Annotated in this window: 13 protein-coding genes; 10 read left to right on the plus strand and 3 right to left on the minus strand. The window is 72.0% G+C overall.

Features of this window, described 5'->3' with window-relative positions; genetic code table 11:
• The 3 genes from VGD32_RS10155 to VGD32_RS10165 all read right to left on the minus strand — a co-directional run.
• The coding region (locus VGD32_RS10155; RefSeq protein WP_414644403.1) for a malate synthase G at window positions 1-1,838 on the minus strand (1,838 nt) is incomplete at its 3' end.
• 401 nt (window positions 1,839-2,239) lie between these two features.
• Window positions 2,240-3,610, minus strand: a complete 1,371-nt coding sequence (locus VGD32_RS10160) for an HlyD family type I secretion periplasmic adaptor subunit (RefSeq protein ID WP_331031773.1) — start codon at window positions 3,608-3,610, stop codon at window positions 2,240-2,242.
• On the minus strand, window positions 3,607-5,415 hold the full coding sequence (locus tag VGD32_RS10165) for a type I secretion system permease/ATPase (protein ID WP_331031774.1): 1,809 nt from the start codon (window positions 5,413-5,415) through the stop codon (window positions 3,607-3,609). Before VGD32_RS10165 ends, VGD32_RS10160 begins: the two co-directional genes overlap by 4 nt.
• A 215-nt stretch (window positions 5,416-5,630) precedes the next feature.
• Here VGD32_RS10165 and VGD32_RS10170 point away from each other — a divergent pair, with 215 nt between their 5' ends.
• From VGD32_RS10170 to VGD32_RS10215, 10 genes are all read left to right on the plus strand, one after another.
• Window positions 5,631-5,960: a PadR family transcriptional regulator gene (locus VGD32_RS10170; protein WP_331031775.1), complete on the plus strand. Its 330-nt coding sequence runs from the start codon at window positions 5,631-5,633 to the stop codon at window positions 5,958-5,960.
• A 20-nt stretch (window positions 5,961-5,980) separates the two neighbouring features.
• The gene (locus VGD32_RS10175; protein ID WP_331031776.1) at window positions 5,981-7,099 is read left to right on the plus strand and encodes an HAAS signaling domain-containing protein; all 1,119 of its coding nucleotides are present in this window, start codon (window positions 5,981-5,983) and stop codon (window positions 7,097-7,099) included.
• A 58-nt stretch (window positions 7,100-7,157) separates the two neighbouring features.
• Window positions 7,158-8,273, plus strand: coding sequence for a bifunctional transcriptional activator/DNA repair enzyme AdaA (locus VGD32_RS10180; RefSeq protein ID WP_331031777.1), 1,116 nt, complete (start codon window positions 7,158-7,160; stop codon window positions 8,271-8,273).
• The gene (locus VGD32_RS10185) at window positions 8,254-8,775 is read left to right on the plus strand and encodes a methylated-DNA--[protein]-cysteine S-methyltransferase (RefSeq protein ID WP_331031778.1); all 522 of its coding nucleotides are present in this window, start codon (window positions 8,254-8,256) and stop codon (window positions 8,773-8,775) included. Before VGD32_RS10180 ends, VGD32_RS10185 begins: the two co-directional genes overlap by 20 nt.
• 146 nt (window positions 8,776-8,921) lie before the next feature.
• Window positions 8,922-10,001, plus strand: a complete 1,080-nt coding sequence (gene nadA, locus VGD32_RS10190; protein ID WP_414644404.1) for a quinolinate synthase NadA — start codon at window positions 8,922-8,924, stop codon at window positions 9,999-10,001.
• Window positions 10,002-10,110: 109 nt separating this feature from the next.
• Complete coding sequence (locus tag VGD32_RS10195; RefSeq protein ID WP_331031780.1) at window positions 10,111-10,959, plus strand: peptidase M50; 849 nt, start codon at window positions 10,111-10,113, stop codon at window positions 10,957-10,959.
• Complete coding sequence (locus VGD32_RS10200; RefSeq protein WP_331031781.1) at window positions 10,956-12,470, plus strand: L-aspartate oxidase; 1,515 nt, start codon at window positions 10,956-10,958, stop codon at window positions 12,468-12,470. The genes VGD32_RS10195 and VGD32_RS10200 overlap by 4 nt, the downstream gene beginning before the upstream one ends.
• Before the next feature lie 11 nt (window positions 12,471-12,481).
• A complete protein-coding gene (gene nadC / locus VGD32_RS10205; protein WP_331031782.1) occupies window positions 12,482-13,339 on the plus strand; it encodes a carboxylating nicotinate-nucleotide diphosphorylase in 858 nt (285 codons plus the stop codon).
• A 74-nt stretch (window positions 13,340-13,413) separates the two neighbouring features.
• Entirely contained in the window at window positions 13,414-13,629 is a 216-nt protein-coding gene (locus VGD32_RS10210; RefSeq protein WP_331031783.1) for a hypothetical protein, read from the plus strand.
• Window positions 13,630-13,631: 2 nt separating this feature from the next.
• On the plus strand, window positions 13,632-13,859 hold the full coding sequence (locus VGD32_RS10215) for a hypothetical protein (RefSeq protein ID WP_331031784.1): 228 nt from the start codon (window positions 13,632-13,634) through the stop codon (window positions 13,857-13,859).
• Window positions 13,860-13,979 lie beyond the last annotated feature (120 nt).

The following is a 13,979-nucleotide window of genomic DNA, read 5'->3' on the forward strand; positions in this document are numbered from 1 at the left end:
TCCTCCATCAGGCCGACGTCGTGGATGTCGGGCACCTTGGAGCAGCCGACGCCCTGGTCGATCCAGCGGACCACGTAGCCGAGCAGACCCTGGGCGTTGTTGTCGAGCTCTTCGGCGATCTCCTGCTCCGACCAGTTCCGGCCGGCGGCGAGCGGCGGAGTGAGCAGGGCGTCGAGGTCGGGAACCGGGCGGCCGGCGATCTCCGGGCGCAGGGCGAAGACGTCGGTCTGGTGGTAGTGGAGGGCGTGGAGGACGGCGGCGGTGGGACTGGGCACCCAGGCGGTGTTGGCCCCGGTTTTCGGATGGGCGGCCTTCTGGTCGAGCATGTCGGCCATGCGGTCGGGGGCGGCCCACATGCCCTTGCCGATCTGGGCCTTGCCGTCGAGGCCGCAGGCGAGGCCGATGGCGACGTTGCCGGCCTCGTAGGCGGCGATCCAGTCCGAGGACTTGATGTCGCCCTTGCGGACGACCGGGCCGGCCTGCATCGCCGTGTGGATCTCGTCGCCGGTGCGGTCGAGGAAGCCGGTGTTGATGAAGACGATGCGGTCCTTCACGGCGTGGATGCAGGCGGCGAGATTGGCCGAGGTGCGGCGCTCCTCGTCCATGACGCCGATCTTGAGGGTGTGGCGGGGGAGGCCGAGCAGGTCCTCGACGGCGTCGAACAGGGCGTCGGTGAAGGCGCACTCCTCGGGGCCGTGCATCTTCGGTTTGACGATGTAGACCGAGCCTTGGCCCGACTCTGGCCGGCTGTTGCGGAAGCGCCCGAGGCCCTTGAGGTCGTGCATCGCGATCAGGCTGGTGACGAGGGCGTCGAGGATGCCTTCGGGAGCCTCGGAGCCGTCGGGAAGAAGGACGGCCGGGGTGGTCATCAGATGACCGACGTTGCGCACGAACAGCAGGGACCGGCCCGGGAGCACGACGGTCGAACCGTCGGGGGCCACGTATTCGCGGTCGGGGGCGAGGGTGCGGGTGAGCCGCTCGCCGCCCTTGTCGAAGGTCTCGGCCAGGTCGCCCTTCATCAGGCCCAGCCAGTTGCGCCAGGCGGCGGTCTTGTCGGCGGCGTCGACGGCGGCGACTGAGTCCTCGAGGTCGACGATGGTCGACAGGGCGGCTTCGAGGATGACGTCGGAGATGCCGGCGGGATCGTCGCGGCCGATCGGGTGGGCGGGATCGAAGACGACCTCGATGTGCAGGCCGTGGTGGCGGAACAGCCGGCCGCGCTCGCTGCGGCCGACGTACTGGGCGGGGTCGCGGAGGGCGATGCCCTTGTGAGGGTCGGCGAGGTCGGCCCAGGAGCCTTCCGCGAGGGGGACCGCTTCGTCGAGGAAGGCCCTGGCGCGGGCGACGATGCGGGCGCCGCGTTGAGGATCGTAGCCGCCGCCCCGCGGGAGGTCGCCGAGCGCATCCGTGCCGTAGAGGGCGTCGTAGAGACTGCCCCAGCGGGCGTTGGCGGCATTGAGCACGAAGCGGGCGTTGAGGCTGGGCACGACCAGCTGGGGCCCGGCGAGGGTCGCGACCTCGGCGTCGACGTCGCGCGTGCCGACGGCGAAGGGCGCGGGCTCGTCGGCGAGATAGCCGATTTCGCGCAGGAAGGCGGTGGAGGCCGCGACGTCGTACGGCCGGCCGCGGCGTCCGGCATGCCAGGCGTCGATGCGCGCCTGAAGCTCGTCGCGGCGGGCGAGCAGGCGACGGTTCTCCGGGGCGAAGCGGGCGAGGACGGAGGCGGCGCCGGTCCAGAAGCGATCCGGCTCAAGGTCGAGGCCGGGCAGGACCTCGGTCTCGATGAAGGCGACCAGTTCATCGGCCACCTGCAGTCCGGCGCGCGGCGTCATCGGCATGGGCGTCTCCTCGGGGCAGGCCTGAAACATTCCGTGATGACCCTGGGGAAGTCGAGCGGGATTTTGCGGTGCGGGAGGGGGAGGGTTTTACCCGGGTGAAACCCGGAAAACCGGTGAGGCGGCGTCGGCAAGGTCTGCAGCGCGGCGTCGGGAACAGGGGGGCGGAGTCGGCAGAGTCGGCATCGACGCGCCTCGGACGGTGCGGCGGGGATGCGATTGTCAAAGACCGGCGGGCGAAAGGAGCATTGTACGCCCGCTCGATTCCAGGGCGGAAAGAGAGAGTCGAGAAAAGCGGATGTGTCTAGAAAGACGGCGGGTTTTTCGCGCTGCCTGGCTATAATTTCGCGGATTGCCGGCACGGCGCCACGGTGTCCTTCTCCCCTCGAGGGGAGAAGGAAAAGCTACTGCTCGCTGCCCGAGCGCCAGAGGTTGTTGGTGAGGGGCTCGAGCAGGTAGCTGAGCGCGGTGCGTTTGCGCAGCAGGATGATGACCTCGACCGGGGCTCCGGGCCGCAGGGTGTTGGCGGAGCGTCCGAGCTTGGAGAGTTCCCCGGCCGGCACCACGATCTCGGCCCGGAAATAGCTGGCCCCCGTCTCCTCGACCGTGAAGCTGTCAGCCGAGATGCGGGTGACGCGGCCGTGGATGGTCGGCGGATTGCGCTCCCGCAGGCCGGGGAAGCGGACCTCGGTGGTCTGGCCGGTGCGCAGGTTGTCGACGTCGTTCGGGCTGATCTGGGCGACGATGATCTGCGAGGCGTCGTTGGGCACGATCTCCATCAGCGTCTGTCCCGGCTGGATCACGCCGCCCTGGGTGAAGATGGTCAGGCCGACCACCTGGCCGGAGGCCGGCGCCCGCACCTCGCTGCGGGCGATCTGCGAGCGCAGCTCGTTCATCCGCGGGCGCAGCTCGTTAAGCTGCACGTCGATCTGGCGCAGCTGGTCGGCCACGTCCTCGTTCATCTCGGAGGAGACGCCGGACATCTGCAGCCGGGTCTCGCCGACGGCCTCGCGCGAGCGGGCGATCTGGGCCCGCAGCGAGCCGAGCTCGCCGTCCAGCTGCGCCGCCGTACGCTCGAGCGCCCGCACCCGGGTGAGCGGCGCGTAGCCCTTCTCGGCGAGGCTGCGCATGCCGGCCAGCTCTTCCTGGATCAGCCTCTGCTGCTCGATATTGGCCGCGATCTGACGCTCGTAGCCCTGAATCTGCTCGTTGAGCTGGGCGATGCGCTGGCTCAGCACGCCCGTCTCGGTGGAGCGGCCGACCCGCCGGGCCCCGAACTGCAGCTGCTGGATGCGCAGCGACTCCTGCGCCAGCACGGCGTCCTCGGGCGGGAGATCGGCGAACTCCGGCGGCACGGGAATGCCGCGCAGACCGTCGCGCTCGGCGACCAGCCGGGCCCGCTGGGCCAGCAGGGCGAAGACCTGGCCGGCGACGCCGCGCTCGGTCGCCCGCAGTTCGCCGCTGGACAGGGTCAGCAGGATCTGGCCGCGCCGGACCGTATCGCCCTCCTTGACGTGAAGGGCGCTGACCACGCCGCCCTCGCGGTGCTGCACGGCCTGGCGGTTGCCGGACACCGCGACCTGGCCCTGGGCGTAGGCGCCCGCGTCCAGCGGCGCGAAGGCGGCCCAGCCGAGGAAGAGGCCGAAGAACAGCAGGATGATCACCCCGCCGACGATCAGTTCGCGGCGCGGCGTGTCCGATACGGCGGCCGGGTCGGGGCCGGGCGGAGGCGCGGGCGGGGCCTGGACGGCGCCCGGAGCGGCGGCGTCGGTCATTGGGCCCGCCGCTGCGGCTGGGAGGGATCGGCCAGACGGGTGACATTGCCCGCCGGCTGGCCGGGCGCGCCCGCGGCCGGGGCGGCGCCCTTGGGCGCGGCCGCCCGCATCCGCTCCAGCACCTCCTCGCGCGGCCCCTCCATCTGGACGACGCCCTCGCGCATCATCAGCAGGCGGTCGACGCGGGCCAGAACGCCGGCGCGGTGGGCGATGATGACCACGGACGCGCCACGGGCGGCGGCGCCGAGGATGGCCTGCATCAGGGCGGCCTCGCCTTCCTGGTCGAGATTGGAGTTGGGCTCGTCGAGCACCAGCAGAACCGGGTCGCCGTACAGGGCCCGGGCCAGGGCCACGCGCTGCGCCTGTCCGGCCGACAGGCCCTGGCCGAACGGGCCGAGCTGGGTGTCGTAGCCGTTCGGCAGGCGCAGGATCAGCTCATGGGCGCCGGCGGCCATGGCCGCCTTGACCGCGCCGCGGTCGGCGGTCTCCTGATCGAGGCCGGCGGAGGTCGCGAAGCGCGAGATGTTGTCCTTGATCGAGCCGGCGAACAGGCTGGGGACCTGCGGCAGATAGCCGATCCAGCGCGCCAGTTCATCGCCCTCGCGGGCCTCGTATTCGGCGCCGTCGAGGCGCACCGTGCCGGCCTGGGGCTTGAGCGCTCCGGCGATGACCCGGGCCAGGGTGGTCTTGCCGGAGCCGCTGGCGCCGACGACGCCGAGAGTCTGGCCGGGCTGCAGGGTCAGGCCGACCGAGCGCAGCTGCGGCGCCTCGGTGTCAGGGAATTTCACCGACACGCCCTCGACCTGCAGCTTGCCCCTGGGATCGGGCAGGGTCGTGCGCTCGCGCTCGACCGCCGCGGTGCTGGCGAACAGATCGGTCAGGGTCTTCCAGCTGGCGCCGGCCTGGACCAGCGTCGGCCACACCCCGACAAGCAGCTCGATCGGCGCCACGGCGCGGCTCAGCAGCACCGAGGAAGCGATGATGGCGCCGGGCGAGATGTCGCCCTTGACCGCCAGCAGGGCGGCGAGGCCGAGGGCCGCCGACTGCATCACGAGGCGGAGGAATTTGATCGCGCCGGAGTATTTGCCGCCGGTCAGCTGGGCGTCGGCCTGGGCGGCGGTGGCGAGGCGGCGCTGCTCGATCTGGCGGGCGATGGAGGACTGGCGCATGCCCAGGGCGCGCACGACCTCGGACTGGCCGGCCACGGCCTCCTGGGCCGCATAGGCGCTGTTCTGGGACTGGATGGCCTTGCCGAGGCGGGGACGGGTGTCGCGCTCATTGAGCCAGGCGAGGCTGAACAGGATCAGGCCGCCGACCAGCGTCAGCACGCCGATGGCCGGGTGCAGCAGGAAGCAGCAGGCGAGGTAGATCGGCGTCCACGGCGCGTCGAACAGCGCCAGCATGCCCTGGCCGCCGATGGCCCCGCGGACGTTGTCGAACTCGCGCAGGGCCTGGGTGTTGGGGGACTTGGCCTGCAGGTCCATGACCCGCGCCAGCACCTTGCCGGACAGCATGCGGTCCAGCCTGAGCCCGGCCCGCAGCATCAGCCGGCCGCGCAGCCAGTCCAGGCCCGCCAGGGCCGCGAGGGCGAGGACGGCGACGACGGTGATCAGCACCAGGGTGGTCAGGCCCCCGGTCGGCACGACGCGGTCGTAGACCTGCATCATGTACAGCGTCGGCGTCAGATAGAGCAGATTGACGAGCGCCGAGAAGACAGCGGCCCACAGGAAGTGGACCCGGCACGCCTTCAGCGCCTCGGCCAGGGGCTCCGTGCCCGGTTTGCTGGGAAGCAGGTTCTTCAACACGAAGTGGGGGTTCCTGACGCTTTGGCCGGACAGTCTAACGGGTTGGCGCGGCTACAGATAGACGAAGGATTTCCGACGCCGAGGGGGTTTCCCGGGCGTGACGGTGACAACTGCAAGGGGCGGGCCATGGTTGCGGTTCCCAAAACCGGTTGACGGGGCCGCACAGTATATGGCATACACTGTATGTCACACACTATGTGACGGCAGGTGCAGCAATGGCCGTCGATCCTGAACTGTTCGAATCCATGCGGCTGGAACTCCGGCGGGGCTCGCTGGTGCTGGCCGTGCTCGCCCGGCTGCGGGAGGAGCGCTACGGCTACACCCTGCGCCGGGCGCTGGCCTCGGACGGCCTGGAGATGGAGGAGAGCACCCTCTATCCGCTGCTGCGCCGGCTCGAGAGCCAGGGCCTGCTGACGAGCGAATGGCGCGAGGAGGAGAAGCGGAAGAAGCGCTTCTACCGCCTGTCGCCGGCGGGCGAGGCGATGCTGTCGGCGCTGGCCGACGAATGGCGGGGCATTTCGGCCTCGCTCGACAAGATTCTCTGAAACCGGGGGGAGACAAAGCCATGGACCTGATCGATCGCTATCTGAACGCCGTCGCCGCCCAGCTGCCGCAGGACGAGCGGGCCGACATCGTCGCCGAGCTGCGCGACCTGATCCTGAGCCGCTTCGAGGCGAAGGAGGAGGAGCTGGGCCGCGCCCTGACCGAGGACGAGCAGGAGGCCATCCTGCACGAGATCGGCCATCCGCTGGTGGTGGCGGCGCGCTATCGCAAGGGGCCGGACTCGCTGGTCGGACCGGAGCTGTTTCCCTACTGGCTGTTCGCGGTGAAGGCCGGCCTGCTGCTGATGCTGGCGGTGCAGGCCGTGGTGCTGCTCATCAATCTGATCAGCGGCCCGGCCGACGCGGGGCAATCGATCAGCCAGGCCTTCCACGGCTTCTTCAACACGGGTCTGGCCCTGGTCGGGGCCGCGACGGTGGTGGCGGCGCTGTTCGAACACTACGGGGTGCGGCCGAAGTGGCTGACCAGCTGGAAGGTCAAGGACCTGGGCGCCTTCGAACTGGCCGATCCGGCGGCGTGGGGCGCCACCGTGGGCGCCTCGGCGAAGGCGAGGCCGTGGACCGCGCCCGGGGCGAAGCCGAAGGCGTGGCCGGGCGGCGAATATCTGTTCTCCTTCCTCGCCACCGGGGTGTTCGTGCTGTGGTGGGTGGGGATCATCCACTTTCCCGGCCTGATGCATCTGGAGTTCGGGGGCCAGGACGCGACGGTCAGCGGCGCGCCGGTCTGGACGACCCTCTACGGCGCCATCCTGTTCTACGCCGTGGCCCAGATGGCGATCGATCTGGCCAGCCTGGCCCGGCCCCATGCGGTGCGGCTGCGGGCGGCGGCCGAGGCGGCGATCGCCGGCGCCGGCCTGTGGCTCACCTGGGCGGTCTTCGAGGCCGGCGAATGGTTCACCCTGAGCCGCGGCGGCGAGACGGCGCGGATCGCCGGGGATTGGAGTCTGCTGGATTTCGACCGGCTGCGCGCCCTCGGCGAGGGAACGCGGGACCTGGCCGGCGTGGCCGCCAGCCTGTCGGTGATCATGACCTGGGTGCTGGCCCTCGTGGCCGTCAGCCTGGTGTTCAAAATCGCCGCCAACCTGTGGCGGCTGGTGCAGCCGGAGGCGCGCCGGGCCGGCTGACCACAGACGTGTCCGAAAACCGCGAGACTCCGGGGTCGATCAGGCTCATCTTGCGGCCATGGAAAACGCCCGCGACCTGGATCAGGAGGCCTGCTACCGCGCCGTGCTGACGCGGGACGCGCGCTTCGACGGGCGGTTCTTCGGCTGCGTCAAGACGACGGGAATCTACTGCCGGCCGGTGTGTCCGGCGCGGACGCCGAAGCGCGAGAACATGGTCTTCGTCGCCTCGGCGGCGGCGGCCGAGGAGGCGGGCTTTCGCGCCTGCCTGCGTTGCCGGCCGGAGACGGCGCCGGACATGGGCGCGTGGCGCGGGACCTCCAACACCGTCAGCCGGGCCCTGGCCCTGATCGAGGCCGGGGCGCTCGACAGCGGGGCGGGCGGGGGCGACGTGGACAGTCTGGCGGGCCGTCTCGGCGTCGGCGAGCGGCACCTGCGCCGCCTGTTCCGCCAGCACCTCGGCGCCGCCCCGGTCAGCGTGGCCCAGACCCGGCGGGTGCTGCTGGCCAAGGCGCTGATCCACCAGACCGACCTGTCGATGGCCCAGGTCGCCCTCGCCTCCGGCTTCGGCAGCGTGCGGCGCTTCAACGAGACCTTCCAGGCCCTGTACGGCCGCCCGCCCTCGACCCTGCGCCGGCGCGGCGAGAAGGCGCACGCGGGCGGGGTGCGGCTGAGCCTGCCGTACCGGCCGCCGTACGACTGGGAGGCGATGCTCGCGGCCCTGGCGGCGCGGGGCGATACGGTCGGGGACCGCAAATGGTCGCGCGTCCTGACCCCCGGGCTCGACGGGGCCGGGGGCTCGGTCTTCGTCGAACCGGCGGAGGCGGGGCGGGTCTCGGTCTGCGTCGAGGTGGACGACCTGAAGGCCCTGCCCGGGGTGCTGGCGCGGGTGCGGCGGGTGTTCGACCTGTCGGCGGATCCCGAGGCCATCGCCCGCGACCTGTCGACCGATCCGGCCCTGAAGCCGCTGGTCGCGGCGCGGCCGGGGCTGCGCCTGCCGGGCACGTGGATCGACGACGGCGCGGAGCCGCCGAACGACCGCCTTGAAGACGCGACCCTCGCGGCGCGCGCCGAAAGCTGGCGGCCGTGGCGGGCCTATGGCGCCCTGCACCTGGCCGCGGCCGGGATGACGGGCGCGGACCTGATGGAGACGAACGATGCGAAACGCGCAGCCTGAGACCCTGACCCTCGACCGGATCGCCACGCCCGTGGGCGAGGTCCTGCTGGTCACGGACGCCGAGGGCGCCGTGCGGGCGCTGGATTTCGCCGGCTACGAGGCGCGGATGATGCGGCTGCTGGCCCGCCACAGCCCCGGCTTCGGCCTGGTGGAAGGCCGCGCCTGCGAACCGGTGCGCCGCGCCGTGGAGGCCTATTTCAACGGGGATGTGCGGGCGCTGGACGGCGTGGCGGTGACGACCGGCGGCACGGTGTTCCAGAAGGCGGTCTGGGCCGCCCTGCGCGCAATCCCGGCGGGCGAGACGCGGAGCTACGGCCAGCTGGCCGCGGCGGTCGGCTCGCCGCGGGCGGTGCGCGCCGCCGGCCTCGCCAACGGGCAGAACCCGGTCGCGGTGATCGTGCCCTGCCACCGGGTGATCGGCGCGAACGGGACGCTGACGGGATACGCCGGCGGGCTGGAGCGGAAACGGTGGCTGCTGAAGCATGAGGGCGTCGCGGTCTGAGCCACCTTGTCCCTTGCATTTCCCGGCCATCCGCCTAGATTATCCCCGCTTATGCTGAAAGTGAGCATAAGTCGGCGGCGGACCTGTTGGCCACCGCCGTTCTTCGGGCTCATGATTTGCTCATTTCGAGCAAAAGGGGAATGGAAATGGCCGACGGGGCGTTCGGGCTGAGCAGGGAACTGGAGCTGGCGACGGCGCCGGTATGGGCCAAGGTCCGCGATCACGTGACGCCGCTGGAGTGGCCCGCGCAGGCGGCGCTGATCCACGAGATCAACCAGCTGAAGCGCGAGCGCGACGCGGTCATCCTGGCACACAACTACATGACGCCCGAGATTTTCCACGGCGTCGGCGACTACGTCGGCGACAGCCTGGGCCTGGCCAAGGAAGCGGCGAAATCGAAGGCGAAGGTCATCGTTCAGGCCGGCGTCCACTTCATGGCCGAGACGTCCAAGATCCTGAGCCCCGAGAAGACGGTGCTGATCCCCGACCTGCGCGCCGGCTGTTCGCTGGCGGCGTCGATCACGGGCGCCGACGTGCGGCTGATCAAGCAGCGCTATCCGGGCCTGCCGGTGGTCACCTACGTCAACACCACGGCGGACGTGAAGGCCGAGACCGACATCTGCTGCACCAGCGCCAACGCCGTGCAGGTGGTGGAGTGGGCGGCGAAGGAATGGGGCGTCGACCGCGTCATCCTGATCCCCGATGAATACCTGGCCCGCAACGTCGCCGCCCAGACGACGGTCGGCATCATCGCCTGGAAGGGCCGCTGCGAGGTGCACGAGCGCTTCACGGCCGCCGACATCGAAGACATGCGCACGGCCTATCCGGGCGCCGAAATCCTCGCCCACCCGGAATGCCCGGAGGACGTGCTGGCGGCCTCCGACTTCGCCGGTTCGACGGCGGCGATGATCGACCACGTTACGGCGCGAAAGCCGAAGCAGGTGGTGCTGATCACCGAATGCTCGATGGCCTCGAACGTGGCCGGCGACGTGCCGGGGGTGCAGTTCATCGGGCCGTGCAACCTGTGCCCGCACATGAAGCGGATCACGCTCGAGAACATCCGCGACTGCCTGGTGAACATGCAGTTCGAGGTCACGGTGCCGGAGGACATGGCCGCGCGCGCGCGGCTGGCGGTGCAGCGCATGATCGACCTGCCGCCCCCGGCCGTCCCGGCGCGCTATGACCTGATCAAGGCGCGCCACCATGTGGCGGTGGAGCTGATCTGATGCACTATGTGCCGCCCGTCCGGGCCGTGGCCACGGTCGATCCGAAGACCCTGCGGCTTCTCGCCGTCCTGGCCTTGTGGCTCAGGTCGGGGAAGGCCACCTCACGGGCATGACCGAAACCAATCCCCCCCGCCGGGGGCCGTGGGACCCGCGGCCCGAGGACATCGCCCCGGCCCCGGCTCCGGCCGCGCCCGCGCGCGCGGCCGGGCCGCCGCTGGAAAAGGGCCAGAACCCCGTCTGGGCCGTGGCCTCCACCCTGCTGCTGGGCGGCCTGATCTGGTACGTCAGCGGCAGCTGGGTCATCGCCGTGGCTCTGATCTGGGGCCTGTTCGTCCACGAGTACGGCCACGTCCTGGCCATGAACCGGCTCGGCATGGGTCCGGCGCGGATTCACGTCATTCCCTTCTTCGGAGGCGCGGCCGTGGGGCAGCGCCTGCCGGAAAGCGAGTGGCACGGGGTGCTGGTCTCCCTGGCCGGTCCGGCGTTCGGCCTGCTGGCCGCGATTCCCTGGTTCGCCGGCTTCGTCCTGACCCGGCAGCCCGAGTGGCTGGTCGGGGCCGCAGTGATCGCGCTGGTGAATCTGATCAACCTCGCCCCCGCGCCTCCGCTCGACGGGTCGAAGGCGCTGGGGCCGGTTCTGGCGCGCATCCATCCGCTGGTGGAACAGCTGGCCATGCTGGCGACGGGAGCGCTGGTCCTGTGGTGGGCCTTCATGACGGGGCGGATATTTCTCGTGGTCTTCCTCGCCATCGCCCTGATCGGCCATATGAAACGGGGAGTCCGCCGCCCGGAGGGGCGGCCGCTGACCGTGCGCGAGTCGGCCTTCAGCGTCGGACTGTTCCTGGTCACCGCAGCAGCCTGCGCCGCGGTCGGCATCGCCGCCCTGATGCCGCTCGGCGGCGGGTCGCTGCCGGTGGCGGTCGACATCGCCGCCCGGGAACTGGGTCTCAACCGTTGAGCCGGATCGAACATGACGGACCGCTGATCATCGGCGGCGGTCTGGCGGGCTTGTCCGCCGCGCTGGAGGCCGCGCCGCGCAAGGTGCTGGTGGTCACGCCCGCGCCGCTGCTGCAGGCCTGCTCATCGGCCTGGGCGCAGGGCGGCGTCGCCGCGGCCCTGTCGGAGACGGACGCGCCCGCGCTGCACGCCGCGGACACCCGGGCGGCCGGCGCGGGACTGGTCGAGACCGCGGCCGCGCGCCTGCTGACGGAAGACGGCCGGACGACGGTGGAATGGCTGGCCGGGCTGGGCGCGCCGTTCGACCGCGACGCGACCGGCGGCTTCGCCGTCAGCCTCGAGGCCGCCCATTCGCGGCCACGGGTGGCTCGGGTCGGCGGCGATGGGGCGGGGCGGGCCATCCTGTCGGCGCTGGTCGCGGCCGCGCGGGCGGCTCCGCACATCGAGGTGTGGGAGGACGGGCGTCTGCGCGGGCTGATCCAGGACGGCCGCGGGCGGGTCCGCGGGGCCCTGATCGACCGCGCCGGGCGGCTGGTCGAGGTCCTGGCCCCCGCCGTGGTTCTGGCCACCGGCGGCGCGGGCGGGCTCTACGCCGAGACGACGACCCCGGCTTCCCTGCTCGGCGAGGGCATGGCGCTGGCCTACAGGGCGGGGGCAGAAATCCTCGATCCCGAGTTCGTGCAGTTTCATCCGACCGCGATCGACGTCGGACTCGATCCCATGCCCCTGGCCACCGAGGCGCTGCGGGGCGAGGGCGCGCGGCTGATCGACGGCCAGGGACGGCATCTGCTCGGCGAGGCCGCCGACGCCGACCTGCAGTCTCGCGATATCGTGGCCCGGGCGGTGCATGCGGCGCGCGCCGAGGGCCGCGGCGCCTTCCTCGACGCGAGGACGGCGGTCGGCGCCGCCTTCCCGCACGAATTCCCCGCGGTGTTCGCCGCCTGCATGCGGGCCGGCCTGGATCCGCGCGAGTCGCCGATCCCGGTCGCCGCGGCGGCCCATTACCACATGGGCGGGATCGCCGCCGGGCCGGACGGCCGGACCACGATCGAGGGCCTGTTCGCGGTCGGCGAGTGCGCCGCCACCGGCGTCCATGGGGCCAATCGCCTGGCCTCCAACTCCCTGCTCGAGGCCGCCGCCTTCGGCCGCCGCACCGGCCGGGCGGCCGCGGCGGAGCGCGCCGTAAAGGGAGCGGTCCACGCCGCCGGCCCCTCCGTCGACCTGTCGCCGGCCGATCTGGCCGTGCTGCGCCGGACCATGAGCGCGGCGGCCGGCGTCGTGCGCCACGCCGCCGGCCTGACCCGGGCCCTGGCGGTGCTGGACCGGCTGGAGGCCCGGACTCCCGGGGCCCCGGCGCTGGTCGCCGCGAGACTGATCGTGGAGTCCGCCCTGGCGCGCCGCGAGAGCCGGGGCGGCCACTTCCGGGCCGACTACCCCGCCGCCGCCGCGGCGGCCCGGCACACGCGTCTGCGGGCCCCGATCCCGACCCCGGCCCCGGCGATGGCTGAATGAGCGGAGCGCGAATGACCCGGCGACTGCCCGACCTGCTGATCGAGCCGGTCGTCCGCATGGCCCTGGCCGAGGATCTCGGTCGGGCCGGCGACATCACGGCCCAGGCCTGCATCCCGGAGGGCTCGCGCATGCGGGCGGTGTTCGCGGCGCGCAAGCCGGGCGTGCTGGCCGGGATCGACTGCGTGCGGTTGGCGCTGGCGGCGCTGGACCCGGAGGCGACGGTGCGTCCGGCGCTGCGCGACGGCGACGCCTTCGAGGCCGGCGCGGTGCTGGTCGAGGCCGAGGCCGACGCCCGCGCCTTCCTCGCCGCGGAGCGCACGGCGCTGAACCTGCTGGGCCGGCTGTGCGGGGTCGCGACCCTGACCCGGGCCTATGTCGAGGCGGTGGAAGGCACGGGCGCACGCATCGCCGACACCCGCAAGACCACGCCGGGCCTTCGCGCGCTGGAGAAGCACGCCGTGGCCTGCGGCGGCGGGGTCAATCACCGGTTCGGGCTGGACGACGCCATCCTCATCAAGGACAACCACGTGGCCGTCTGCGGGGGGGTCGGCCAGGCGATCCGGCGCGCGCGCGCCGCGGCGGGCCACCTGGTCCGGATCGAGATCGAGGTCGACGGGCTGGAGCAACTGGACGAGGCGCTGGCGGAACGGCCGGACGTGGTCATGCTCGACAATTTCGGTGCAGACAGGCTGCGCGAGGCGGTGGCGCGGGCCGGAGCCTCGCCTTTCGGCCGCCCGGTGCTGGAAGCCTCCGGCGGCGTGACCCTGGAAACGGTGCGGGCCATCGCGGAGACCGGGGTGGACGTGATCTCGGTCGGGGCCCTGACCCATTCGGCCGCCGCCCTGGACGTCGGCCTCGACGCCCTCTGAGGCCCAAAGGCGAACGTCGCTACGGAACAGCGGGCCGCTGCGGGGGGTTTGATCGGGGACGGAAGGAGATTTCCATGACCCATCGACCCAAGGTCCCCAAGGAGCAGATCAGCTTCGCCGACCACGGCGCCCGCCCGATCAAGGAGGCGATGAACGCGGATCGCCGCGATCTGGCCACCGGGGCGCAGTCGGCTCAGCCCGGCGACGCCGACGTCAATCTCGACACCCAGGGCCGGTTCGGCAATCTGCGCCAGAACCTGACGACCCAGTGGAAGGTGCAGGACCGCTGATCATGGCCAACAACCAGCATCTGCCTACCCCCGAGGACAAGAAGCGCTGGGGCGGCCCGGGCGCCAGCCACGAGAACGCCGATCGCGAGCCGCCGTCCTTCGAGGATCCGCGTGAGGGCGGGGCGACCAATCCGCGCAACAGCAAGGTCTCGGGCGGAGGCGGCGAACGGGATCTGAAGCACAGCCACGACGACGCGCACCGTTCGTCGAAGGGCGACCGGGACGCCTGAGGCTCAGATCGTCGGCGTCGCAGGCGCGGCGGCGGACGCGGGGGCCCCGCCGGCTTCCGCCGCGGGCGCCGTGACCTGCACCGTCGGGGCGGGCGCGGCCGCCTGGGCCGGGGCGCGCTC

It is taken from the genome of Brevundimonas sp., assembly GCF_036402095.1.
Taxonomy (GTDB): Bacteria; Pseudomonadota; Alphaproteobacteria; order Caulobacterales; family Caulobacteraceae; genus Brevundimonas.

Coding starts and splice junctions, on each gene's coding strand:
- VGD32_RS10170 (WP_331031775.1), top strand. CDS start 5,631: ATGGCCGTCGATCCTGAACTGTTCGAATCCATGCGGCTGGAACTCCGG.
- nadA (WP_414644404.1), top strand. CDS start 8,922: ATGGCCGACGGGGCGTTCGGGCTGAGCAGGGAACTGGAGCTGGCGACG.
- VGD32_RS10180 (WP_331031777.1), top strand. CDS start 7,158: ATGGAAAACGCCCGCGACCTGGATCAGGAGGCCTGCTACCGCGCCGTG.
- VGD32_RS10210 (WP_331031783.1), top strand. CDS start 13,414: ATGACCCATCGACCCAAGGTCCCCAAGGAGCAGATCAGCTTCGCCGAC.
- VGD32_RS10215 (WP_331031784.1), top strand. CDS start 13,632: ATGGCCAACAACCAGCATCTGCCTACCCCCGAGGACAAGAAGCGCTGG.
- VGD32_RS10185 (WP_331031778.1), top strand. CDS start 8,254: ATGCGAAACGCGCAGCCTGAGACCCTGACCCTCGACCGGATCGCCACG.
- VGD32_RS10195 (WP_331031780.1), top strand. CDS start 10,111: ATGACCGAAACCAATCCCCCCCGCCGGGGGCCGTGGGACCCGCGGCCC.
- VGD32_RS10160 (WP_331031773.1), bottom strand. CDS start 3,610: ATGACCGACGCCGCCGCTCCGGGCGCCGTCCAGGCCCCGCCCGCGCCT.
- VGD32_RS10175 (WP_331031776.1), top strand. CDS start 5,981: ATGGACCTGATCGATCGCTATCTGAACGCCGTCGCCGCCCAGCTGCCG.
- nadC (WP_331031782.1), top strand. CDS start 12,482: ATGACCCGGCGACTGCCCGACCTGCTGATCGAGCCGGTCGTCCGCATG.